A 23,515-nucleotide genomic window follows, 5' to 3' on the forward strand; every position below is an offset into this window, starting at 1 on the left:
TCTAAATCCTCACTTCTCGGCGCTGATCACGCCCCCAAACAAGATTGATGATGGCGCGCGATAAGAACACGCCGGTAAACATACTGGTTAATAGACCAAGCCCTAGTGTGATGGCAAAGCCCTGAACGGGACCATTACCAATGGCATACAGTGCAATGGCGACAATCATGGTGGTGAGGTTGGCGTCGAAAATAGAACGAAAGGCACTGCTAAACCCTTTTTCAATGCTCTGAGCTAGCGTTCGCCCTTCGCGCATTTTATCTTTGATGCGTTCAAAAATGAGTACATTGGCATCCACTGCCATACCGACGGTCAGCACCATACCTGCAATACCAGGTAAGGTAAGTACAGCTCCGGGAAGCAGCGCAATTAACCCAAATAAGCTCATCATGTTGGCGAGCAAGGCAACATTTGCGACCCAGCCTAAGCGTCGATACCAAAGTGCAATGAAAGTTAGTGTTAGGCCTAATCCTAGCGCTAATGCAGCAAAGCCATTTTTGACGTTTTCAGCACCCAGTGAAGGACCGATGGTTCGTTCCTCAATAATGGTAACTGGGGCTGTGAGTGAACCAGCCCTTAGTAAAAGTGCTAGCTCTTGTGCGTCTTGCATGCTGCCAACACCGGTAATACGAAAACGGCTACCCAACTGTGACTGAATGGTGGCAACACTGATCACCTTACTGAGCTGTTCGCTATCGCCCGCAGCATTGCGGCTGTACTCGCTGTAGACCGTCGCCATCGGGTTACCAATATTGCTTCGGGTAAACTGAGACATTTTTCGGCCACCCGATGTATCGAGCGAAATGTTAACTTCAGCGGTTCCCATATCACCGACACCCGCGCGCGCATCGATAATATGCTCTCCGCCAAGAATGGCGCGGCGCTCCAAATTAACTGGGATTCCGTCATTGTCTGGTAGAACTTGGGTGCGGTTTCCTCGACCATCTGTGACGGCATGAAAGGCTAACGAAGCTGTTGCACCGATAACGTCTTTAGCCGCTGCAGGATCCTGAACTCCGGGTAATTCTATGCGAATGCGATTCTCACCTTGTCGTTGTACCGAGGCTTCGGTAATGCCAAGCTCGGCAATACGCTCTCGCATGATCTGCAAGTTTTGCTGAACCGTCAGGTTGCGCAGAGTGCTTTTCTCTTCATCTGTCAATGAGAGTCGAATCGTGTTGTCTTGGATTGACGTGTGCCAGTTAGGAAACTGCTGACGTAAAAAGGCTCGTGCTTCTGCGGTAGAAGTTCCACCAAACAAATTGAGCTGAACGCTATCGCCCGTGATTCGACCTCGGCTAGTTCGAAACTCCGAAGAGAACTCATCGATAACCATTTGTCGGTGTGCTTGATAGACGGGCTCCATATCGACTTCCAATAAAAATTGGACGCCGCCTCTCAAATCAAGGCCCAGAGCGATAGGCGAAAAACCTGATTTTAGTAACCATTGAGGCGCTGCTGGCTCCATCGCTAGTGCGACGGTTGTGGATTCATCTAAGTGCTGTTTTAGCAGTGTTTGCGCTGCAGCTTGTTGTTTGGGGCTATTTAGAATCACGATGGTTTTATCACCATCTTGCTCAATGCTAGTGGGGGTGATGTTGGCATGTTCAAGGCATTGAGCGATTTGACTCGCATCAGAAATTTGCCCTCGATGGTTAATATGAAGGGCGGCATTTTCACCATACAAAGAAGGTAGAACACTTAACAGCATGACGAGCAAGCTGAATATAAGTACCACGTACTTCCACTTGGCGTAGCGGTTGATTGGTTGACGTGATGGTTTTTTCACAATGAAACTCTCTAAAACGGATCAAAATGAGCGCATGGTCATCATGAAAGAGACGAAAGCCGTAACCAAATCAGTCTGTGAAGACATTTATTTCAGTCATTAGCAAGTCGCTACTCTTAATGTGCTGCGCATGTTGAAGCGTTCAGGCAGTCCTGAACTTGATCTTGAGAGTTAGTTTGAGTGAGGCTGTCTGTGGGCGTACAAAGTGTTGGCTTCTTTCCAGCCTGCCACTCTTGAGGGAGCGCTTTGTGTGCGACTCGTCCAATGACGTTGCGGTGGAATAAGTGAGGTGCTTCTTGTGGCGAGCGCCAGCAATGGAGGTGCTAAGAAGGCAATTAATAGGTGGTAATCAGGCGCTGCTTTTTGGTCGGCATCCCAACTATCACTGATGACACGTCTGGATGAAGAAAGAAACAGTGGACCCATGTAATCATTAAGAATCGACCCACTATCATCTGTTGGGGCATTAAAATCATCAGATGGCGTCGTTGAAAGATCGACGGTGATAAAAGTATTAGCGAGATTGGAAGTATTGAGAGTGAGATACTCGTCTGCGCTTACAGTATGTGTGCAAACTGCAATCATAAGCGCTAGAAATAGACGATACCAACGTTTAACCAATGAATAACCTTTACGTGTAAGCGATGACTTTCTGGTTCGCGGGCAGTATACCGGATGCTGGTCACAAAATGGGCAAAGGTTAGCGAGATAAGTGTTAGTATTTGTGTCTGCATAGGCCTGCTCACCATAATGAATAACAGTGAGCAGATATTAGAGAGGGAATTGACATACCAGCAATACTCATAAGCACATCAGCTGATTGGTCACCCAAATATACAACATGTTAATTAAGTAGTAACGGCATCAAAAATCTTTCCGTTTGCGACTCCCTCTAAAGCGCTTTGATAGCACAAAGCAACATCCGCTGCTGAAATTCCATTAGTACTGTCCATTCCCATTCGTTCCATCGTTTCTTTGACGAATGAAGGGCTTACCGCATTGATGCGGTGATTGCTTTTGAGCTCAAGAGATGCGGTTGTGACAAACGCATTAATGGCGGCCACACCCATCGCAATGGCTGCTGTTCTTTGGGTTGGAGCGTTGCTTGCCTGCCCAGAGGTTAGCGTTATCGAGCCTCCCGGAGTTAGGTAGTTTATTCCTAGTCGCGCGACGTTCACTTGTCCCATCACTTTATTATTGAGCGCTACCTGATACGCTTGGTCAGATGCGTCATCGAAGTTAGCCATCATTCCATTTCCAGCCATGCTGATGATGGCGTCAACAGCACCGACGCTTTCGTACATGGCTTTGATGGAGTCGTTATCTTCAATGTCTACTCGACGTTCACCTTTCGAGTACCCTACAGGGATGACGGTATACGTATCGTCTAAAAGTTCTATTACTGCTTGTCCAATGATCCCATTTGCCCCTATGGCGAGTATTTTTTTCATGCTGATTGTCCTGCTAGATTGAAATGAGTGTGGTCAAGCCAATCAATAACTTGGCTCGTAATTTCAAGATGTTGGTCTTCTTGGAGAAAGTGCGAAGCATCAGTAATTGTGCGGTGAGGCTGATGTGCGGCACCTGCAAAATTTGCTTGGAACTTTTTGTCGTAGCCGCGTCCTGCCAAGAAAGGGTCTTTGTCGCTAAATAGAGTCAAAACAGGCTTTTGCCACTGTTTGAGCTTCTGCCAGTCTTCATTGACTTGATTGAGGTCTGAAGCCACGATTTCCGGCATTTTTCTAGGGCCAGCGTAGTATCGCTCGTCGGGAAATGGCGCGTTATAGGCGTGAATTTCGCTCTTAGTTAATGGTTTTGTGGTTAGCGCCTGGATGACTTCTCCTATATCCAAATGACTAGCGGTTCGAAAGTAGCCGGCCCAATTTCCGTAGTTGATTTTGTTTGTGAGTTGGCTCAAGTCGGTTTGACCAGCTGAGGCAGCCATTAGCTTTAGTACACTAGGAACCAGCAACTTCTCTAAACCTTTCATCTCGGCGAGTGCGGTGTTAGAAACAATTAAGCGATCTAACCATTTGGGTTGATTTGCCAAAGCTCTAAGCCCAATCATACCTCCCCAATCTTGCATAAATGCGGCTGAGTGGTGGAGGTTGAGTTTATTAACGAACATCGTCATCCATTTGACATGGTTGGCATAGGTATGAGTATCGGTACTGACGGGTTTATCCGATTTCCCAAACCCGATAAGGTCGGGTGCTATTACTCGGTAGCCCGCATCGACCAAAATCGGAATCATATGACGATATAGGTAGCTCCACGAAGGTTGTCCATGAAGAAGGAAAACAGTATTTGAGTTCTGTGTCCCTTCATCAACGTAATGCATGCGATAACCATCTATCTCTATGTAATTAGCCGAGAATGGATAGTCTGCTAGGTTGTCGAACGCTGAATCTGGTGTTCTTAGAAATGTTGATGGCATGATGAATCTCCTGTGTCCCTGTTCGACTTACAGACTTTAGAGGAGTTTTATGGACTAAAAAAGCATAGCTTTTATATCAACTTGGTCATAAAATTAGACCATGATTGCCCTCGAACATTTACACGTTATCTACGTGATTCATCAAGAAGGGAGTTTTCGCAAAGCAAGTGAGAAACTCTTTAAAGCTCGTTCTGCGGTTTCCTATTCGGTGAAACAAGTGGAAGAGTATTATCAAGTCTCCATTTTTAACCGCGATACCTACAGACCAGAACTGACTCGTGATGGGCAACTGCTCATGCCAAAAATTCAACAGTTATTGAATGCAGCGGACGAGTTCGATGTGTTTGCCAAGCAAATGACGGGGGAAATTGAGCCAGAATTACGACTTAGCGTCGGCGCGATTTTCCCAATTGAAAAGGTGACGGGACTCTTGACGCAGCTTAAGCTGCATTTTCCAGAGACAATATTGCACCTTAATATCGAAACGGCATCTGGTGAACGTATGTTACTGGATGGGTTAGTGGACATTGGTATTTATGCGGGTCTCACACAAGACACTCAACGAGTTAGGTATCGACATATCGATCAGATCCGTTTGCCCGCTTATATTTCCAATCAATCTTCACTCACTCTTCAGGCTGATATGACCGTCCAAGACTTGCTGGGCATGCCTCAAGTTGTAGTTAAGTCGTCGTATAAGACTAGCCCTGATTCAGGCATTTTAGCGGATGCTGTTCACTGGTACGTCTCTGATCACCAGACTAAAAAATCTATTATTCGAAGCGGACTTGGCTGGGGACGATTATCAAGTGATGAAGTGCAAGCTGAAGGGCTCGATAATTTAATAGAGCTCAACTGCATTGATAAGCTTGAAGTGCCGATTTATATGGCGTGTGCTAAAAATAAAGCGTTGGGGCCTGTGGCTAAGATGATTTGGCACTACTTTGATGAAATATCGAAGACATAATGTGCGATGAAACGATGCAAACCTGACGGATTTGCATCGTTTTTCTTATTTTAAGCCATACTGACGTTGTTAAAAACGCTCTGTTCGAGTTTGTTGAGACGTTGATACAGATGCACTGTTTCGCGAGCACTTTCTATTGCTTGTATGGTGGTCATCAAATGGTCTTGAGCATGAACCATCACTAGTGTGACCGGGATTTTACCTTCACCTTCATCGGCGCCTATTAATTCCGTTTGAACTAAATGAGCTTGACGAATTGCTTCATCTGCTTGATCTAGGTAGCTTTGTGCTTGTTCAAACTGTCCGTTACGGGCACTTTTAATAGATTCCATGGATAGACTTCTCGCTTCACCTGCATTGCAGATTAAGCCCATGATGGTGATCTCAAGATCCATATTTGATACCCCTATTTAAGCTGTTTCACTGAGTGCTTCAATGGCTGTTGCCAGAACTTTCTCACCGCGCATTGCACCGTAATCCATAGGATTGATCGCTAGGACTTTCTTGCCTTGCTCTGCCGCCAAGGCTGCAAATTCTTGTTGGCGGAATTTCACTTGTGGACCGAGTAAGAACACATCCCAGTCGGCTAGCTTTGTTTCGAATTCAGCAATTGGCACAGCCAATATTTCAGCGTCAATAGATTGATTTTTAGCAGCTTCTTCCATTTTTTTTACTAGGATAGAGGTCGACATACCCGCTGAACATAGCAATAGAATTTTCATCGTTGTTTCTCCTGTTATTGACACTTATTTGTGCTTTTTGTTGTCTATAGTGTTACGGGTAACTATTAATTCGGCAATACGTGATCTATCAAAAGTGTTATCTAGCTCAAGTTTGATGAGTAATTAGGCTTTTTTTCGTGCTCAAGCTAACAATTATCCGGATTTTTCTTTGTTTTCTAGTTTTGTTACCCGTAATGTTACCCGTAACAAATATGAACGACACGAATGGAAGGGGATACCTCGTGCTTAATAATGCGTTTACAGAAAAGCTCAATTACTGGGCGGGCTGGTTTACCAGCTTGAAATACGTGATGGCTATCAAGCAAGCATTTGTCATGCTGATGCCAGTCATTATCGTTGGTGCGTTTGGCGTACTGATTTCTAACATGGTTATGGGTACTCAGTCAGGTCTTGCTGCCTTTGAAACCTTTGCCTTTTTGGCTGAATACCGTCCAATCATGGGACAAATAAACTATGCGACACTGAACTTCTTGACCATCGGGGCCATCTTTATGATTGGTCTTGAGCTTGGCAAGCTTAATGGTCAAGTTAACGCTTACTCAGGTTTGCTTGCTGTTATCTGTTTCGTAGCAGTCATTCCGACAACCTATGAAGTGGTTGTGGCGGGTGAAGCGTTTGAAGTGAGCAACGTTATTGCTCGCCAATATACGGACACTAAAGGCTTATTCTTGGGCATGTTTATCGCGATCCTATCGGTTGAGGTATACAGCAAGCTCCTGAAAGTCAACGCTTTACAAATCAAGATGCCTGATTCGGTGCCGCCAAATGTGGCGAACTCGTTCTCTGCATTGCTGCCGTCTATCATCACAGTTACTGCGATTGCTACGTTTGGTTTTGCGTTCTACGAGATTTCGGGAATGACGCTTTACGATGCAACGTACGCTGCGATTCAACGTCCGCTTGAAGGTGCTATCCAAAGTCTACCTGGCGTGCTTCTACTGATGTTCCTAGCTCAGGTCTTCTGGGTAGTGGGTATTCACGGTAACCAAATGATCAAGCCACTACGTGAGCCGCTGTTGCTTGGTGCGATTGCTGCGAACATGACAGCGTATGAAAACGGGGAAGAAATTCCGAACATCATCACGATGCCTTTCTGGGACATCTACATGAGTATCGGCGGTTCAGGTGTCACGATTGGTTTACTTGTCGCAGTCTTCTTAGTATGTAAGAAACGTAAAGATATGCGAGAGATTGCTAAGCTTTCTGTAGGTCCAGGCGCATTCAACATCAACGAGCCAGTGGTGTTTGGTATGCCTATCATGCTGAACCCGATTCTAGCGATTCCATTTATCATCACACCTTTGATTACTGGCATGATTGGCTACTACGCAACGGCGATTGGTTTTGCAGGTAAAGCCGTGGTTATGATTCCTTGGACATGTCCACCGATTCTGAGCTCATGGCTGGCAACGGGGGGGTCGCTTGGTGCAGTAGTGACTCAGATTGCTTGTATTGTTACCTCGATTCTCATCTACCTACCATTTGTGAAAGTGTGTGAGAACCAGTTCAAAGAGCAGCTCGATAATCTAGAAAGCGAGCAAAAAACGGAAGCGAAAGAAGCGGTGGCTTAAGGAAGCATAATGACTCAATACTCTATGAAGTTTCCTGAAGGTTTTATTCTTGGTGCCGCAGCCTCTGCATGGCAAACCGAAGGTTGGAGTGGCAAGAAAGACAGCCAAGATTCTTATATTGATGCTTGGTACAAGAATGACCGAAAAGTCTGGCACAACGGTTATGGGCCAGCAGTTGCGACCGATTTCTACAACCGTTATGTTGAAGATATTGACCTAATGCAGGTGGTGGGTTTAACCCACTACCGCAGCTCCATCAACTGGTCTCGTTTTATGCTTGATTATGAGCAAGGGATTGTAGATGAAGAGTATGCAGGTTACGTTGATAAGGTCATTGATACTATGCTTGCGAAGGGTATAGAACCAATGTTCTGCTTGGAGCATTATGAGCTGCCCGCTTATTTGCTCGAACACTACGGTGGCTGGAGCTCACCTAAAGTGGTTGATATGTTTGTGCACTACGCGGAGGAAGTGTTCAAGCGTTACGCTCATAAGGTGAAATACTGGTTTAGTTTCAATGAGCCTATCGTGGTGCAAACCCGAGTGTATCTTGATGCGATTCGATACCCGTACGAGCAAGATACCAATAAGTGGATGGTGTGGAATCATGCCAAAAACTTGGCGACGGCAAAAATAGTTAAAGCTTATCGTGACCAAGGCTACGACGGAAAAATCGGCGTAGTGCTTAACCCTGAAGTGACGTATCCACGCTCTAGTGCGGTGCACGACAAGCGCGCGGCTGAAATTTACGATTTGTTCTACAATCGCGTATTTTTAGACCCAGCTATCAAAGGGGAATATCCAGCGGAGTTGTTGACGTTATTAAAAGGCAATGGCATTGACTTTACGCCAACGGAAGAAGATCTTGCGATCATCAAACACAATACCGTGGACTTTATTGGAGCCAACCTCTATTACCCACACAGAGTGAAAGCTCCCGAAGCGGAATGGCCAAAGCACGTGCCGTTTCATCCGAAAAAGTACTTTAGCGGCTTTGACTTACCGGGTAGAGAAATGAACTTCTCACGAGGTTGGGAGATCGATCCGGCTATTGTTTATGATATGGCGATGCGCATTAAAAATGAGTACGGCAATATCGAGTGGATCTTGAGTGAAAACGGTATGGGCATTGAAAATGAAGCTCAGTTCAAAGATGAACAAGGCCAGGTTCAAGATGACTACCGTATTGATTTTATCTCAAGGCACTTGTTCCATTTGCTAAGAGCGATCGAAGACGGCGCAAACTGTAAAGGCTACATGCTTTGGGCGTTTACGGACAATGTCTCACCTATGAATGCTTTCAAGAACCGCTATGGCTTGGTAGAGATTGATCTGGAAGACAATCGCAACCGTCGGGTGAAAAAATCCGGCCAATGGTATAAAACCTTGTCTGAGACTCGATGTCTAGATATCGATCTGGATGATGAGTACCGCTAAACCCTAATATCGGCGAGTTTACATACTCGCCGTTCTTTTCTCCCAATTTTGTTTGCCCTGCCTGATATTACTAGCTATCTATCTGAATATGATATAAAAATCGTTATTCTTCAACTGTCCCTACCTAGAGACTTGGATAACCGTTAGTTCATTAACAGCAAAAATGTTACAGTAACATTCACTACTACTTGAGAATTCGTTGAATGACTATGGAAGCAAAACGTTCACGCCCAACTTTGCAAGATATTGCTGATAGAGTGGGTATCACTAAAATGACGGTAAGTCGCTATATGCGCAATCCAGATTCGGTCGCCCAAGCGACTCGCGATAAAATCGCTCAAGTGGTTGAAGAACTTGGATATATCCATAATAGAACACCCGCAATGCTGTCCAAGTCGTCGAGCAAAGCGATTGGTATACTACTGCCTTCATTGTCTAACCAAGTGTTTTCTAGTTTCGCGCAAGGTGTTGAGCATGTGACTAACCTCAATGGTTACGATACCTTGATCGCTCACTACAGCTACGATCGTGATGTGGAAGAGAAGAAAATCGAATCTTTTCTCTCTTATCAGGTAGATGGCCTAATTCTTACGGACACCAATCATACTGAGCGCACGCTGCAAATGATAAAAACCGCAGGTATTCCTGTAGTAGAAGCCATGGATTTACCGGTTAATCCGATTGATATGGCGGTCGGTTTGGACCATATGCAGGCAGCTTATGAAGTGGTGACGCAAATGATAGCCAAAGGTAAGCGCAATATCGCTTATTTTGGTGCTCGCCTAGATACCCGAACTCAGCTACGTATGCACGGCTATGATAAAGCGGTCACTGAGGCAGGGCTGGAACCTCTACACGTATTAACCAAAGAGCACTCTAGTTTTGCTTTGGGTAGTACTTTGCTCGACAAAGCTCTGCTGATTCAACCAGAGCTTGATGGCGTATTCTGCACCAACGATGATATTGCGATTGGTACTATTATGGCGTGTCGTGCTAAGCAACAACGAGTTCCTGAGGACATCAGCGTCGTTGGTTTTAACGCTCTGGATATGGGTAAAGTGATTAGCCCAACCTTGGCAAGTATTGATACACCACGATTTGAGATTGGAAAAAAGAGCGCCGAGTTATTACTATCGGCGCTATCAGGAGCCCCAAGCGAGCAAAAAGTTTTTGATATGGGCTTTACGATTACTGAGGGAGAGAGTCTCTAACTCAAAATCTCGCCTTAATGAAAACTCGGGGGTAGGCTCGCGGGGTCAACATGGTTTAGTCGGCAAAAAGGAAACTCGCTCCTCGGTCTGCTGCTGAGACGTTCTGGCGACAAGTTGCAAACAGATCTCTGCCCCAAGTCTGTTGATGGATTTCGGTATCATGAGCCTCTACAGGGCGACTCTCGATACCTTCGAACACTCTGAGTTCTCCACGGTGGCAATCTAATCGAATCCTATCGCCATCTTGAATACGTGCAATGTTCCCACCTCGTAGAGCTTCTGGCGATACATGAATCGCTGCGGGGATTTTCCCTGACGCGCCAGACAGCCGACCATCAGTCACCAAGGCGACGTTAAAACCTTTATTTTGGATATTGCCAAGCAACGGCATCAATTTATGCAGCTCAGGCATGCCGTTAGCCGCAGGGCCATTAAAACGCACGACGACCACGCAGTCGCACTCGAGTTCGCCTCGCCGATAGGCTGATTCCACTTGGTTTTGGTCGTTAAATACTTTGGCTGGTGCTTCGATAATCTTGTGCTCTGGCTTAACCGCCGACACTTTAACGATAGCTTGCCCTAAGTTACCGGATACTCGCTTTAGCCCGCCCGTTTTTTGGTAATACTGCTTGTCATGAGCGATGACCTCTGGTTTTTTCGTCCCATCAGAGCGTAACCAAGTCAGGGCATAATCATTAGATTGAGAGTCTAATTCTGGGTAGCAAAGCTGATCTTCAAAACGGCCAAATGCCGTCACGATATCGTGATGCAGTAACCCTTGCTGGTTTAGTCTGGTTAAGAGGGCAGGGACACCGCCCGCCGCGTGAAAGGCATTGATATCACTGGTGCCATTTGGGTAAATATTGACGACCAAAGGTACGATATCCGAAAGATCGTTGATGTCTTGCCAAGTTAGTAGTAAGCCCGCAGCTCGGGCGACAGCAATCATATGAATGCTATGATTCGTGCTACCGCCAGAAGCGAGTAGCGCTACCACACCGTTAATCAAGTTTTTTGCTGAGACCACGTCACACAGTGGGCGATAATTTGCTGAGCCTGCAATGCTACTGGCGATTCGCTTCGCGGCATCTTGTGTTAATGCTGTTCGCAGCGGGGAATCTGGTGGTACAAACGCGCTACCGGGTAGCATTAACCCCATGGCTTCAAACACTAACTGATTGGTATTGGCGGTGCCAAAGAAGGTACAGGTACCACTGCTGTGGTAAGCACGACATTCCATCTCTAGCAGCGAATCTTTACCAAGCTCTCCAGCGGCGTGCTGTTGGCGAATCATGACCTTCTCTTCATTAGAGATTCCCGTTGCCATTGGACCTGCGGGAATAAACGCAGTGGGAAGATGGCCATACGCCAGCGCGCCCATTAATTGACCGGGCGCTATCTTGTCGCAAATACCAAGCAGTAAGTTACCATCAAACATATTGTGGCTGAGTGAGAAGGCGGTGCTTTGGGCGATAAGATCGCGTGAAAACAGCGACATATCCATACCCGGCTGTCCTTGTGTGACTCCGTCGCACATTGCGGGAACACAGCCCGCGACTTGCGAGGTATGGCCTAACGGACTTAACGCTTGTTGGATGAGTTCCGGATAACTCTCATAGGGCTTATGAGCGCTCAACATGTCGTTGTATGACGAGATGATAGCCAAGTTGGCGCTGGTGTTGTTGAGTAAGGACTGTTTGTCCGCATCGCACGCTGCAGCCACGGCGTGTGCAAGGTTGCCGCACGAGAGTTGCGAGCGCCCTTTGCCTGCTTGTTTTTGCTTCGCAATATTCGCTAAATATTGTTCTCTTAATTTGGCACTGCGCTGCTCGATACGCTGCGTAACGGCCAGTAAGGTTGTATGAGTCATGATACAACCTCAAGCGTGGCATTAGATAATTGGCTGCGGATATCACGAACGGCGGTATGAATCACACGTTCTAGTGGCATGTCGATAGGTACAGTCACGACATCCAGTTCACAATCAGGGCGTTCTAGAGCTTCAAACTGACTTCGCAGGAGGGAGCCTTTCATAAAGTGCCCTCCTCGTTGTTCGACACGTTGTCGAATGAGTTCAAACTCTCCATCTAGGAACACAAAGATAAGGTTATTGTTGCCAAGTCTTAATGTATCGCGGTACCCTTTTTTAAGTGCAGAGCAAACAATAACACCATGCTCATTCTTGCATCCTAGGCTGTACGCGGCATCGTTAATACGCGTCAACCATGGCGCTCTGTCATCATCAGTCAGCGGCATGCCTGAGGCCATTTTGTCGATATTGCTTCTCGGGTGAAGATCATCGCCATCGATAAACTTTGCGCCTAATACATCGGCAATCCCTTTGCCTACTGTGCTCTTACCTGAGCCAGAAACTCCCATCACAATAATGCACTTCCCCAAGTTCCCTCCTCACGAATCAAAATTTGATCCAATCCGCACAATTCAATTAATTCACAAACTGGACTTCATATTATCGATGTTACTGGTAACATGATACCGGTAACTTTTAATGTTGTGAACAAGAGCACATCCAGTTAAAAAACTTAATTACAGCCGAAATGAGGCTGGCATAGTGTTGATAAAATGCTAGCTCATCGGTTCACGATGTACGATTTGAGGGGTAACAATGTCGGTATTTCCAGAGAACTTTTTATGGGGCGGAGCTATCGCTGCTAACCAAGCTGAGGGTGGGCACCTAGAGGGCGGTAAAGGCCTGACGACGGTCGATATGATTCCGTACGGTGACAATCGTATGCCAATTAAGCTGGGTCTACGTGAGCAAGTAGCGCTCGATGAATCGGAGTTTTATCCAAGTCATGGAGCTATCGATTTCTATCATCGCTACAAAGAAGACGTCGCACTATTAGCTGAAATGGGCTTCAAAGTGTTCCGGACTTCTATTGCTTGGGCAAGAATCTTCCCTAAAGGTGATGAACTAGAACCTAATCAAGAAGGGATTGCTTACTACCAAGATCTGTTCCGTGAATGTCAGAAGTATGGTATTGAACCTCTTGTTACCTTATGCCATTTCGACGTGCCTATGCACTTGGTGAACACCTATGGCTCGTGGCGCAGTCGTGAAATGATTGGCTTTTTTGAGCGCTATGCTCGCACTTGTTTTGAAGCTTTTGATGGTTTGGTTAAGTATTGGCTCACATTTAATGAAATCAACATCTTGCTAGCAAGTCCATTCTCTGGTGCTGGCCTGCTATTTAAAGAAGGTGAGAACAAAGAGCAGGTGAAATATCAAGCGGCGCACCATGAGCTTGTGGCAAGTGCTCTAGTGACCAAAATCGCCCATGAGATTAACCCTGATAACCAAGTGGGTTGCATGTTAGCGGGTGGCAACTTCTATCCGTACTCCTGCAAACCTGAAGATGTCAAAATGGCGCTTGATAAAGATCGAGAGAATCTATTCTTTATTGATGTCCAAGCCAGAGGCTATTACCCATCTTATGCTCAAAGAACGTTCCGCGATAAAGGTGTAGAACTTGAGATTCATGACGGCGACTTGGAAATTCTAAAGCACACTGTGGACTTTATTTCTTTTAGTTACTACGCCTCTCGTTGCGCTTCCGCTGATATGAATAAAGGCAACACCAGTGAAGCCAATGTCGTGAAGTCGGTTCGCAATCCACACCTTGAAGCCAGCGATTGGGGCTGGGTTATTGACCCTCTCGGCTTGCGTATCGCCATGAATACCCTTTATGACCGTTACCAGAAGCCGTTGTTCTTAGTAGAAAATGGCCTTGGAGCCAAAGATGTGGTGGAAGCGAATGGTGAGATTAACGATGACTATCGCATCGACTATCTGCGCGCTCATATCAAAGCGATGGGAGAAGCCATTGAAGATGGTGTGCCTTTGATGGGCTATACGCCTTGGGGGTGCATTGATTTGGTCGCCGCATCCACAGGAGAAATGAGTAAACGCTATGGCTTTATCTACGTTGACCGTGACAACAAAGGTAATGGTACGTTGAACCGTTCTCGTAAGAAGTCGTTCTTCTGGTACAAAAAAGTGATTGAATCCAACGGTGAAGATTTGTCATAACCTCCGTTTCTCATTGGTGATTATGAAGGGGTGCCTATGTGCATCCCTTTTTTGTGTTTTAAAACTGAGGGGAATGTTTAGCGAGAACGAAACAATATGTTAATTTGGTTGCAGATTGTAACGGCTCATTTTGTCTAACTCGATGTGACCTTGTATTAATTTTGTTAATAAGCGTAGAAAACAGCAAAAAGCTCGGAGTTTTTGACAAGTAATTCCTTAACACTCAAAATACACTGCCTGCCATTGTAGTAGTCCAGTCGTCTTTTGCGGCTGAGTAGAGATTGAGGAACACACATGTTTACAGCAACAGATGTGCTAAAAACGGAGTTTGTCGAGCAGCCGCTTGAACAGCTCTGGTCACTGATCTCTCCACTTTACATGGTGGATGAGTCTCAATGGTTGAAACAGCTTTTACCTCTGGCGACGCCGCAAGGCAATGAAGCCCAGCAAATCCCACAGAAAACCACCGAGCTTATCGAAGCCATCCGTGCCGATAAAAATGCCATTCAAATGATTGATGCTTTGCTGCTTGAGTACAGTTTAGATACTCAAGAAGGCATTTTGTTGATGTGTTTAGCAGAAGCGTTAATGCGTATTCCTGATTCTGCAACGGCGGATGCGCTTATTCGCGACAAACTGAGTGTCGCTGATTGGAAATCTCACCTGAAAAATTCTGACTCTGTGTTTGTCAATGCGTCAACATGGGGTCTTATGCTAACGGGCAAAGTTGTCGGGCTTGCTGAGTCTGAATCACAAAGCCCAGCAAAAGCGGTGAACCGTTTAGTCAACAAGTTCTCAGAGCCTGTGATTCGTAAAGCCATGTATCAGGCCATGAAGATCATGGGTCATCAGTTTGTTTTGGGCCGCAGCATTGGTGAAGCTCAGAAGAATGGTAAAAAGATGCGTGATCGCGGTTTTACCTACTCTTATGACATGCTAGGTGAAGCGGCGCTCACTAAATCTGATGCTGACAAGTATTTCAAAGACTACCTGATGGCGATCGAAGCAGTAGGCAGTGATAAATACGGCTTAGATACTAGTCCAGCACCATCAGTTTCAATCAAGCTGTCGGCACTTCACCCTCGTTACGAAGTCGCTAACGAAGAGCGCGTGCTGACTGAGCTTTGCGATACGTTAACTCAGCTTCTCACTCGAGCGCGAGAGCTGGATGTGGCGATTACGATTGATGCGGAAGAAGCTGACCGTCTTGAGCTATCACTTAAATTATTTGAGAAAGTGTATCGTAGCGACGTGGCAAAAGGATGGGGCAAGTTTGGTCTGGTGATCCAGGCTTATTCTAAGCGTGCACTTCCCGTTTTAGTTTGGGTTAACGGCTTAGCGAAGCAGCAAGGCGACCTGATTCCACTCCGCTTGGTGAAAGGTGCGTATTGGGACAGCGAAATCAAATGGTCTCAGCAAGCGGGCTATGATGCGTACCCTGTCTATACCCGCAAAGAAGCGACTGATGTTGCATACCTAGCGTGTGCTCGATTCTTATTGAGTGAAAACGTGCGTGGCAATATTTTCCCGCAGTTTGCGAGTCACAATGCACACACAGTGACGGCCATTGCGACAATGGCTCAGCACACCGATTACGAATTCCAGCGTTTACATGGTATGGGTGATTCACTTTATGACCATGTGATGGATACGCATAAACAGCCAGTACGAATCTACGCACCAGTGGGTAGTCACAAAGACTTGCTGCCATACCTAGTGCGTCGTCTGTTGGAAAACGGTGCAAACAGCAGCTTCGTCCACCGCCTTGTTGATGCGCGTTGTCCTGTTGACAGCTTAACTGTTCATCCGGTAGACGCATTGCTTGCCAATGACACCCTACACAACGCTAATATTGACCTACCTCCCGCTATTTTTGCCAATCGTAAAAACTCCGTGGGTGTGAACGTTGATATTGAGAGCGAAGTGAAAGACTACGAGCACAAAGTTGAAGTGTTCCGAGCTAAGCAGTGGCAAGGTGCTCCGATCATTAATGGTCAATCGCAATACGAAAGCATGATCAAGGAAGGTGCTAACGTTGATACGATCACTGCGCCTTATGATCGCCGTCTTGTCGTGGGGCAAGTGGCTATGGCTAACCTTGATCATGTTTCCGAAGCTATCCGAGTAGCAGAGCAAGGTTTCACTAGTTGGTCGCAGACGCCATATGTTGAGCGTGGTCAGTGCTTACTAACACTGGCAGACAAGCTAGAAGAAAATCTTCATGAGTTGGTGGCGATTTGCCATCAGGAAGCGGGTAAGACTATTCACGACAGTATTGATGAAGTGCGCGAAGCGGTCGATTTCTGTCGTTACTACGCGAAACAACCACATATTTTCGAAACGCAATCGGTACTTGGCTTTGACGGTCAGTCAAAAACATTGACACGCGGCGGACGAGGTGTGTTTGTTTGTATTAGTCCGTGGAACTTCCCACTGGCGATTTTCCTAGGTCAGGTCACGGCAGCATTGGTTGCGGGTAATACCGTTGTGGCTAAACCTGCGGAGCAAACTTCTCTTATCGCTGTACGTGCTGTTGAGTTAATGCTTGAAGCAGGCTTCCCTGCTGATGCGATTCAACTGATTACAGGACGCGGTGCTGATGTAGGTCAGGCGTTAACCTCGCACCCAGCGATTGCTGGTGTTGCCTTTACTGGCTCTACGCCAACGGCCCAGCGCATCAATGGCACGCTTGCAGCACGTCAAGTTGCGCCAGTACCATTTATTGCAGAGACCGGCGGTCAAAATGCGATGATTGTTGACTCGACCGCACTGCCTGAGCAAGTCGTTCGCGATGTTGTTCGCTCTGCCTTCGCTTCTGCCGGACAGCGCTGTTCTGCATTGCGTGTTCTGTTTATTCAAGAGGATATTGCGGAGCGTGTTATTAACCTGATTCAAGGCGCAATGGATGAGCTTAAAGTGGGCTTGCCATATCTGCATGCTACCGATGTGGGCCCAGTAATTGATGCCAATGCGAAGCAAAAACTACTGGCACATATTGATGCGATGGCAAAACAAGGCAACAAAGTGGCGCAACTGTCGCTTGATGCTGAGTGCCAAGAAGGGGATTTTGTACCGCCTTGTGCGTTTGAAATTTCTGATATCTCTGTGCTAACGGAAGAACATTTCGGTCCTATTCTCCATATCGTCCGCTTCAAAGCATCTGAACTACCAAAAGTGGTTGATAGCATCAACGCCACAGGTTTTGGCTTGACGCTAGGTGTCCACAGCCGTAATGAATCGACGTACGAGTGGGTGGAAAAACACGCTCGAGTGGGGAACTGCTACATCAACCGTGATCAAGTCGGTGCGGTGGTAGGGGTTCAACCATTTGGAGGACAGGGTCTCTCCGGAACTGGACCAAAAGCAGGTGGCCCACACTACCTATATCGCTTTACTGATGTCATTAACGCCAACGCTAATCAAGCAGCGAAATAAGGAGAAAAATCATGGTCAATAACGCAACTATTTTCTCCGATGTTTTGACAGCATGGGAAGGTTGGAATCTTAGTGATTTTGCTGAGCAACGTGAGTGCTTACTTTCTGCTCAGCGTAATATGAATGAACTGAACGCTACGCTCGCTAGCGTGATGGCTTTCCATATTCAACAAGCTAACGTGTTATTAGCTAACCCGCATGTGATGCCAGGGCCAACGGGTGAAACCAATGAGCTTTATGCGGCGGGGCGTGGTGTGGTTTTAGTGGTTCTAGAGAGCGAAGAAGCACAAGCTAAGATCGCGGCAATGGCGCAAATTACCGCAGCACTTATCGCTGGTAATGGTGTCATTGTTTGTTCTGGTAACGACAAGTTTAATCAAATTTTAAAATCGGCAGTCGAGCGTTCTCAACTGCCTACTAACCTAGTTCAATTTGTGGCTTTAGAAGAAGCTTCCACCTTTATCGAGTTCGATGTACGAGTGGTTGGTCTTGTTGGCTCTAAAGACACTGAATGGCAGGTTAACCATCAACTGGCTAATCGCGATGGAGCGATAGGTCTTTTGGTGTCTGAGACGGATTTGGCGCTGCTGCCTGTGGCGCACGATCCGAATCTCGTGTTGAGGTTCATAACAGAAAGAACAAGAACCATCAATATTACAGCAGTGGGGGGCAACGCTACTTTGCTTGAGCTTGGTAGCTAGTGACATAAGGTTACGGACCCCTACCAGCCTCCAATATCACCGTTATGTTGGAGGCTGTATTCTAGGATGAGGAAATAATAATGATTCAAAATAGCTTCGCTATTACAACTACTTTCATCGCTTATTTGGCGTTGATGCTCGCTATCGGTGTGATTGCTTACAAGCGCACGGCCAATTCTAGCGACTACTTTCTAGGTGGTCGTTCATTAGGACCATGGCCAGCGGCTTTGTCTGCAGGTGCATCGGATATGAGTGGCTGGTTACTGCTAGGTCTTCCTGGCTATGCGTATGCAGCAGGTATTGAAGCTTTCTGGCTTGCTGGCGGCTTGCTGGTAGGTACATGGCTAAACTGGCTAATCTGTGCAAAACGACTACGTACTTACAGTATTACTACTGACGCACTGACCCTGCCTGAATATTTGTCTCGTCGTTTTAACGACAATTCAAAAGTGATTCAGGTTGTATCTGCGTTCTTCATTTTGCTTTTCTTCCTTTTCTATACCAGTTCTGGTCTAGTGGCAGGTGGTAAACTGTTTGAAACAGTATTTGGCTTGGATTACACCATTGCCGTCATCATCGGTACGGTATGTGTTGTCTCGTACACGTTATTCGGTGGCTTCCTAGCAGTATCTTGGACTGACTTAGTTCAGGGCCTATTGATGGCAGCGGCACTGATGATTGTTCCTGTGATTGGTATGCAAGGTGGGTTCGGTCAGCTAACGTCTGATCTTGAAGCCATTAACCCAGAGCTTCTTACTCTATGGAATGACACGAAAGGCCAGCCGCTATCTGCAATCGCTATCATCTCTCTAGTGGCATGGGGTCTAGGTTACTTTGGTCAGCCACACATCCTCGCGCGTTTTAAAGCATCTCGTTCAAACAAAGACTTAACGACTGCTCGTCGTATTGCTGTAGTTTGGTCTGCGTTGTCTATGCTTGGTGCAATGCTAGTGGGTGTTGTAGGTCTGGTTTACACTACAGGCACTGGTGGCGATGTACTGGCAGATGGTGAGAAAATCTTCATGTTACTAGTTAATGCGCTATTCCACCCAGTAGTCGCTGGTATCCTTTTGGCTGCAATTCTCGCGGCTATTATGAGTACAGCGGATTCTCAGCTATTGGTGTCTTCGTCGGCGTTGGCAGAAGATTTCTACAAGCAAATCATCAACAAAGATGCGACATCTGAGCAAGTAGTGATGGTAGGTCGTGTCGGTGTTATCTTATTGTCAATTATCGCACTGGTTCTTGCGATGACTCCAGACAGCTCGGTACTTGGACTAGTGTCTTATGCGTGGGCTGGGTTCGGTGCTGCCTTTGGTCCTGCAATCCTACTAAGCCTATACTGGTCTGGTATGAACCGTAATGGCGCTATCGCGGGTATTTTAGTTGGTGGTGTGACTATCGTAGTTTGGAAACAGCTAACTGGCGGCATCTTCGATATCTACGAAATCGTTCCTGGGTTTATCCTATCTTGGATTGCGATTATGGTAGTTAGCTCAATGACTGGTGGCCCAGACAAAGCGGTTCAAGCTCAGCATGAAGCGTTTGAGAGGAACCTAGTTGAGTTAGATTAATACGCTTATCTGGAGACTTTTCGTCACCACATCTAACACTAGCCTCCCATACGGGAGGCTTTTTTTATCAGACCTTGATTAAGATTATGAGTCTAAATCTTTTTTTTCATGAGTTTGCTCTAACCACATTGCGTTGATGATCCCGAAGGAACATGCGAGCAACACACCTAGAACCCAACAGATATACCACATACGTTTTATCTCCCTAGTACAGCGATGTGCTGTTGCTTTCAATGAATTGCTTGTCGATTCGGCCGAACATCTTGTAATAACACCAAGTCGTGTATCCAAGGATTACAGGGACAACCACAACGGCGACCACTGAGATGATGCTGAGCGTTTTGTAGCTTGACGTGGCATCCCACAACGTCAAGCTGTGAGAAGGTACTAAACTTGATGGAATAATCATTGGAAACAGCGCAATGCCTGCGGTCAATATGATGGTTAGAATTGCCAAACTCGAGCACAAAAATGCCCAGCCAGCGTGCTTAGCCATGGACAGCAGTGCTGAACAAAGCAGCATAGCGCATGCCGTGAGAGGTACGATAAATAACGCAGGATAGTGAACAAAGTTATGCAGCATACTTCTAGCGACAACCGAGACCTCTTTGCCAACTGGGTTTGAAACGCCATTGGTATCGATAAGGCTTTGGATAATATAGCCATCTTGGCCATTAGCGATGACGCCACCGACAACGAACATAATCAGCGCGGTACACGCGGTCCACACTGCGATGGATCGCGCTCTTTCATTAAGCTCTCCCACCGTTTTTAGTTGCAGGAAGGTAGCTCCTTGAAGCAGAGTCATGGCCATCGCGACGACACCGCACACTATGGGGAGTGGAGTAAACAAGCTCCAAAATCCGCCCTTATAACTGATCATCAGCAATTCATTGAGCTCGAATGGCAGACCTACAAATAAATTACCAAAGCCAATACCAAATACTAAAGGTGGTACGAGACCACTGACCGTTAAAGCAATATCACAAGCGCGTCGCCATCTAGGGTCGTCAATTTTGTTTCGATAATCCATGCCAATAGGGCGTAACCATAGCGCGGCAAGAACCAGAACCAGCGCCAAGTAAAAACCAGAGAAAGCCGTAGCATAGACGGCAGGCCAGATGGCGAAAATCGCTCCCCCCGCAGTGATCAGCCAAACTTGGTTACCGTCCCAATGTGGCGCGATGCTATTGATCATAATCCTACGTTCAACATTACTTCTTCCGGCAATAGGCAGTAGTGCGGCGACGCCCATATCGAAGCCGTCCGCGATAGCAAAGCCGATGATCAGTATGCCGACGATCGCCCATGTGAAGAGGCGGAGTGTTTCATAGTCAAACATATGATCTCCTTATTTGTAGTTGTCTATAACATTGTCGAGTGAACGGTTTTGTTCGTGATAGTAACGCCCGGTTTTCAGTACACTTGGCCCGCGGCGGGAGAATTTCACCATCAAATACATCTCAGCGATAAGGAACAGGGTATAGAGCACGTAAACGGCTCCTAGCGAAATCCAAATATCACTGGCAGCCAAGTCTGAAGTGGCCATACTGACAGGCAGAACTTCACCAATGGCCCACGGTTGTCGGCCATACTCAGCGACAAACCATCCAGCTTCACAAGCTATCCATGGCAATGGAATCGCCCAAAGTACTGATTTAAGTAGCCATCGTTGGCTGCCGATTTTCTGACGGCAAACTTGAATAAACGAAAAGCCAATCAGCGCGAACATCAAGACGCCACACACCACCATAATTCTGAAGCTCCAGAACAGTGGTGCGACTTGCGGAATAGTGTCTTGTGTCGCCATTTTTATTTGTTGTTCGCTGGCATCAGAGACATTGGGTGCATATTTCTTCAGCAGAAGACCATAGCCAAGGTCAGACTTAACGTCATTGAACTGAGCGATGTTCTCGGCGGTTTTATCACCATTTCTTAAACGCTGGAGTAAACCATAAGCGATCATTCCGTTGCGTATTCTTTGTTCGTTGATTGCCATGAGATCGCTGATACCTAACACAGGTTTGTCCAAAGAGCGTGTTGCGATAATGCCCATGAGATAGGGGATCTTAAGCGCATAATCGGTTTCCATGGTTTCTTGATTGGGAAGTCCGAAGACGGTAAATGAGGCTGGAGCTTCTTCGGTGTGCCATTCCGCTTCAATCGCTGCGAGCTTAACCTTTTGAACATCGCCAAGTTCATAACCAGATTCATCGCCCAGCAGAAGTGTGGAAAAGATGGCAGCCATGCCAAACGAACAAGCGATAGCAAATGAACGTTTTGCAAATGCTACGTCCCGATTTTTCAGCAAGTAGTAAGCGCTGATACCCATGATAAATAGTGCACCAGTGGTGTAACCTGCGGCGACGGTATGAACGAATTTCACTTGTGTCACTGGGTTGAAAATCACGTCGGTGAAACTGGTCATTTCCATACGCATTGTTTCAAAATTGAACTCAGCACCGACGGGGTTTTGCATCCAGCCATTAGCCATCAAAATCCAAAGACCAGAGAAATTTGAACCCAGTGCAGTAAGCCAAGTAACTGTGAGGTGTTGACGCTTACTTAACCGATCCCAACCAAAGAAGAACATCCCGACCAATGTCGATTCAAGAAAAAAGGCGACTAGTGCTTCAATCGCAAGCGGGGCCCCAAAGATGTCACCAACGTAGTGAGAGTAATAGGACCAGTTGGTACCAAATTGAAACTCCATGGTTAAGCCTGTTGCAACCCCTACGGCAAAGTTGATCCCAAAGAGCTTGCCCCAGAACTTGGTCATATCCTTGTAAATGGTTTTGCCCGTCATTACATAGACCGATTCCATAATGGCTAGCAAGAATGATAGCCCTATGGTGAGAGGCACGAATATAAAATGATACAGCGCGGTACTAGCAAATTGCAGACGCGACAGATCAACGACATCTGTTAACATAGCATCCCCTTCCCGCTACGAGCGTAGCGGGTAGAAATAGTAGAAAGATTGGTTTTTATTTGGTGATTAAGCGTTTGCAGGCTTGTTTAGAAAGGGCTTTTTTAGCCAGTAATCGAGGCTTAGATAACGACCACCGCCGTAGACAAAAAGCACCATTAACATCACGAAGTAGGTGGCAGCGAATTCCATACCGTTGTTGAGCATAACCGGGTCACCAAGTTCGGTAATGTAGTTGTAGCGTCCCGGAAAGTTTTCCGCTAACCAAGTGATAAAGCCGTTTAGACGAATGGTTGATTCCATACCCCCTGTCGCAATCGCATCCCAGCCATGTTTCCAATGCACCATGGCACTGGCCACACTCATCATAAAAATCATTGGAATCGCGATAATGCGAGTAAACAAGCCTAGGGCAATACAGATACACCCGACGACTTCAGTTGCAGCAGCGAGGAACGCAAGAAGTTCTGGAAACGGGAGGTTAAGTCCACCGTCTGCTACGGGGGCGCCAAACCAGGCAACCGTGCCCGCGAATCCCAGTACTTTAGAGCGCGCTCCGACATAGATAACCGGAACCAAGAAAAGACGAATAGACAGTAGAACCAAAAAGTCGATTTTTCGGCACTTGTCGATAAGGTTGTCATACCAAGTTAAGACTGACTTAATCATT

General features: G+C 46.5%; 20 protein-coding genes. 8 read left to right on the forward strand and 12 right to left on the reverse strand.

The window, feature by feature from the left end:
- Position 1: 1 nt before the first annotated feature.
- The 4 genes from secD to HW45_RS14695 all read right to left on the reverse strand — a co-directional run bounded on the left by secD (position 2) and on the right by HW45_RS14695 (position 4,226).
- A complete protein-coding gene (gene secD / locus HW45_RS14680) occupies positions 2-1,792 on the reverse strand; it encodes a protein translocase subunit SecD (protein WP_038227644.1) in 1,791 nt (596 codons plus the stop codon).
- A gap of 168 nt (positions 1,793-1,960) precedes the next feature.
- Positions 1,961-2,410 carry a hypothetical protein gene (locus HW45_RS28395; protein WP_051868096.1) on the reverse strand — a complete coding sequence of 150 codons (450 nt, stop codon included), beginning with the start codon at positions 2,408-2,410 and terminating at the stop codon, positions 1,961-1,963.
- Between the two features lie 227 nt (positions 2,411-2,637).
- Complete coding sequence (locus tag HW45_RS14690; RefSeq protein WP_038227645.1) at positions 2,638-3,240, reverse strand: short chain dehydrogenase; 603 nt, start codon at positions 3,238-3,240, stop codon at positions 2,638-2,640.
- Positions 3,237-4,226 (reverse strand): haloalkane dehalogenase, encoded by a 990-nt coding sequence (locus HW45_RS14695; RefSeq protein WP_038227646.1) that lies wholly within the window; start codon positions 4,224-4,226, stop codon positions 3,237-3,239. The genes HW45_RS14690 and HW45_RS14695 overlap by 4 nt, the downstream gene beginning before the upstream one ends.
- Positions 4,227-4,326: 100 nt before the next feature.
- Between HW45_RS14695 and HW45_RS14700 the strand changes: the two genes are divergently transcribed.
- Positions 4,327-5,193 (forward strand): LysR family transcriptional regulator, encoded by an 867-nt coding sequence (locus HW45_RS14700; protein ID WP_038227647.1) that lies wholly within the window; start codon positions 4,327-4,329, stop codon positions 5,191-5,193.
- Between the two features lie 50 nt (positions 5,194-5,243).
- Here the strand turns inward: HW45_RS14700 and HW45_RS14705 are convergent, their stop codons facing one another.
- Both HW45_RS14705 and HW45_RS14710 read right to left on the reverse strand, forming a co-directional pair.
- Positions 5,244-5,588, reverse strand: a complete 345-nt coding sequence (locus HW45_RS14705; protein ID WP_038227648.1) for a PTS lactose/cellobiose transporter subunit IIA — start codon at positions 5,586-5,588, stop codon at positions 5,244-5,246.
- A gap of 15 nt (positions 5,589-5,603) precedes the next feature.
- Positions 5,604-5,915, reverse strand: coding sequence for a PTS sugar transporter subunit IIB (locus HW45_RS14710; RefSeq protein ID WP_038227649.1), 312 nt, complete (start codon positions 5,913-5,915; stop codon positions 5,604-5,606).
- A gap of 242 nt (positions 5,916-6,157) precedes the next feature.
- On the opposite strand from HW45_RS14710, the gene HW45_RS14715 reads away from it, so the two are divergent.
- The 3 genes from HW45_RS14715 to HW45_RS14725 all read left to right on the forward strand — a co-directional run bounded on the left by HW45_RS14715 (position 6,158) and on the right by HW45_RS14725 (position 10,155).
- Positions 6,158-7,507, forward strand: coding sequence for a PTS sugar transporter subunit IIC (locus HW45_RS14715; RefSeq protein WP_038227650.1), 1,350 nt, complete (start codon positions 6,158-6,160; stop codon positions 7,505-7,507).
- Positions 7,508-7,516: 9 nt separating this feature from the next.
- Positions 7,517-8,944 carry a glycoside hydrolase family 1 protein gene (locus HW45_RS14720; RefSeq protein WP_038227652.1) on the forward strand — a complete coding sequence of 476 codons (1,428 nt, stop codon included), beginning with the start codon at positions 7,517-7,519 and terminating at the stop codon, positions 8,942-8,944.
- 203 nt (positions 8,945-9,147) lie between these two features.
- On the forward strand, positions 9,148-10,155 hold the full coding sequence (locus HW45_RS14725) for a substrate-binding domain-containing protein (RefSeq protein ID WP_006069682.1): 1,008 nt from the start codon (positions 9,148-9,150) through the stop codon (positions 10,153-10,155).
- Positions 10,156-10,210: 55 nt separating this feature from the next.
- Here HW45_RS14725 and edd read toward each other — a convergent pair whose 3' ends face one another.
- Together edd and HW45_RS14735 are read right to left on the reverse strand one after the other, a co-directional pair.
- Positions 10,211-12,025: a phosphogluconate dehydratase gene (gene edd, locus HW45_RS14730; RefSeq protein ID WP_038227653.1), complete on the reverse strand. Its 1,815-nt coding sequence runs from the start codon at positions 12,023-12,025 to the stop codon at positions 10,211-10,213.
- Positions 12,022-12,534, reverse strand: coding sequence for a gluconokinase (locus HW45_RS14735; RefSeq protein WP_038227654.1), 513 nt, complete (start codon positions 12,532-12,534; stop codon positions 12,022-12,024). Before HW45_RS14735 ends, edd begins: the two co-directional genes overlap by 4 nt.
- Before the next feature lie 247 nt (positions 12,535-12,781).
- Between HW45_RS14735 and HW45_RS14740 the strand changes: the two genes are divergently transcribed.
- From HW45_RS14740 to putP, 4 genes are all read left to right on the forward strand, one after another.
- Positions 12,782-14,206 (forward strand): 6-phospho-beta-glucosidase, encoded by a 1,425-nt coding sequence (locus tag HW45_RS14740; protein ID WP_038227655.1) that lies wholly within the window; start codon positions 12,782-12,784, stop codon positions 14,204-14,206.
- Positions 14,207-14,500: 294 nt separating this feature from the next.
- Entirely contained in the window at positions 14,501-17,641 is a 3,141-nt protein-coding gene (gene putA / locus HW45_RS14745; protein ID WP_038227656.1) for a bifunctional proline dehydrogenase/L-glutamate gamma-semialdehyde dehydrogenase PutA, read from the forward strand.
- A gap of 11 nt (positions 17,642-17,652) precedes the next feature.
- Positions 17,653-18,342 (forward strand): 1-pyrroline-5-carboxylate dehydrogenase, encoded by a 690-nt coding sequence (locus HW45_RS14750; RefSeq protein ID WP_038227657.1) that lies wholly within the window; start codon positions 17,653-17,655, stop codon positions 18,340-18,342.
- Between the two features lie 80 nt (positions 18,343-18,422).
- Entirely contained in the window at positions 18,423-19,916 is a 1,494-nt protein-coding gene (putP, locus tag HW45_RS14755; RefSeq protein WP_038227658.1) for a sodium/proline symporter PutP, read from the forward strand.
- A gap of 84 nt (positions 19,917-20,000) precedes the next feature.
- On the opposite strand, the gene cydX is transcribed toward putP, so the two are convergent.
- The 4 genes from cydX to HW45_RS14775 all read right to left on the reverse strand — a co-directional run bounded on the left by cydX (position 20,001) and on the right by HW45_RS14775 (position 23,514).
- Positions 20,001-20,108: a cytochrome bd-I oxidase subunit CydX gene (gene cydX / locus HW45_RS28835; RefSeq protein WP_038227659.1), complete on the reverse strand. Its 108-nt coding sequence runs from the start codon at positions 20,106-20,108 to the stop codon at positions 20,001-20,003.
- 13 nt (positions 20,109-20,121) lie between these two features.
- Positions 20,122-21,258 (reverse strand): cytochrome d ubiquinol oxidase subunit II, encoded by a 1,137-nt coding sequence (gene cydB / locus HW45_RS14765; protein ID WP_038227660.1) that lies wholly within the window; start codon positions 21,256-21,258, stop codon positions 20,122-20,124.
- A 9-nt stretch (positions 21,259-21,267) separates the two neighbouring features.
- Positions 21,268-22,848: a cytochrome ubiquinol oxidase subunit I gene (locus HW45_RS14770; protein WP_038227661.1), complete on the reverse strand. Its 1,581-nt coding sequence runs from the start codon at positions 22,846-22,848 to the stop codon at positions 21,268-21,270.
- A 66-nt stretch (positions 22,849-22,914) separates the two neighbouring features.
- Positions 22,915-23,514, reverse strand: coding sequence for an HvfX family Cu-binding RiPP maturation protein (locus tag HW45_RS14775; protein WP_038227662.1), 600 nt, complete (start codon positions 23,512-23,514; stop codon positions 22,915-22,917).
- Between the last annotated feature and the right edge of the window lies 1 nt (position 23,515).

The organism is Vibrio sp. ER1A, assembly GCF_000733315.1.
Taxonomy (GTDB): domain Bacteria; phylum Pseudomonadota; class Gammaproteobacteria; order Enterobacterales; family Vibrionaceae; genus Vibrio; species Vibrio mediterranei.

Bases quoted from the DNA above. Each gene is read 5' to 3' on its own strand.
- cydX (WP_038227659.1), bottom strand. From the start codon at position 20,108: ATGTGGTATATCTGTTGGGTTCTAGGTGTGTTGCTCGCATGTTCCTTC.
- HW45_RS14750 (WP_038227657.1), top strand. From the start codon at position 17,653: ATGGTCAATAACGCAACTATTTTCTCCGATGTTTTGACAGCATGGGAA.
- HW45_RS14720 (WP_038227652.1), top strand. From the start codon at position 7,517: ATGACTCAATACTCTATGAAGTTTCCTGAAGGTTTTATTCTTGGTGCC.
- cydB (WP_038227660.1), bottom strand. From the start codon at position 21,258: ATGTTTGACTATGAAACACTCCGCCTCTTCACATGGGCGATCGTCGGC.
- HW45_RS14705 (WP_038227648.1), bottom strand. From the start codon at position 5,588: ATGGATCTTGAGATCACCATCATGGGCTTAATCTGCAATGCAGGTGAA.
- HW45_RS14775 (WP_038227662.1), bottom strand. From the start codon at position 23,514: ATGATTAAGTCAGTCTTAACTTGGTATGACAACCTTATCGACAAGTGC.
- HW45_RS14690 (WP_038227645.1), bottom strand. From the start codon at position 3,240: ATGAAAAAAATACTCGCCATAGGGGCAAATGGGATCATTGGACAAGCA.
- HW45_RS14710 (WP_038227649.1), bottom strand. From the start codon at position 5,915: ATGAAAATTCTATTGCTATGTTCAGCGGGTATGTCGACCTCTATCCTA.
- HW45_RS14695 (WP_038227646.1), bottom strand. From the start codon at position 4,226: ATGCCATCAACATTTCTAAGAACACCAGATTCAGCGTTCGACAACCTA.
- HW45_RS14740 (WP_038227655.1), top strand. From the start codon at position 12,782: ATGTCGGTATTTCCAGAGAACTTTTTATGGGGCGGAGCTATCGCTGCT.
- edd (WP_038227653.1), bottom strand. From the start codon at position 12,025: ATGACTCATACAACCTTACTGGCCGTTACGCAGCGTATCGAGCAGCGC.
- HW45_RS14700 (WP_038227647.1), top strand. From the start codon at position 4,327: ATGATTGCCCTCGAACATTTACACGTTATCTACGTGATTCATCAAGAA.
- HW45_RS14725 (WP_006069682.1), top strand. From the start codon at position 9,148: ATGACTATGGAAGCAAAACGTTCACGCCCAACTTTGCAAGATATTGCT.
- HW45_RS14735 (WP_038227654.1), bottom strand. From the start codon at position 12,534: ATGGGAGTTTCTGGCTCAGGTAAGAGCACAGTAGGCAAAGGGATTGCC.
- putP (WP_038227658.1), top strand. From the start codon at position 18,423: ATGATTCAAAATAGCTTCGCTATTACAACTACTTTCATCGCTTATTTG.
- HW45_RS14770 (WP_038227661.1), bottom strand. From the start codon at position 22,848: ATGTTAACAGATGTCGTTGATCTGTCGCGTCTGCAATTTGCTAGTACC.
- putA (WP_038227656.1), top strand. From the start codon at position 14,501: ATGTTTACAGCAACAGATGTGCTAAAAACGGAGTTTGTCGAGCAGCCG.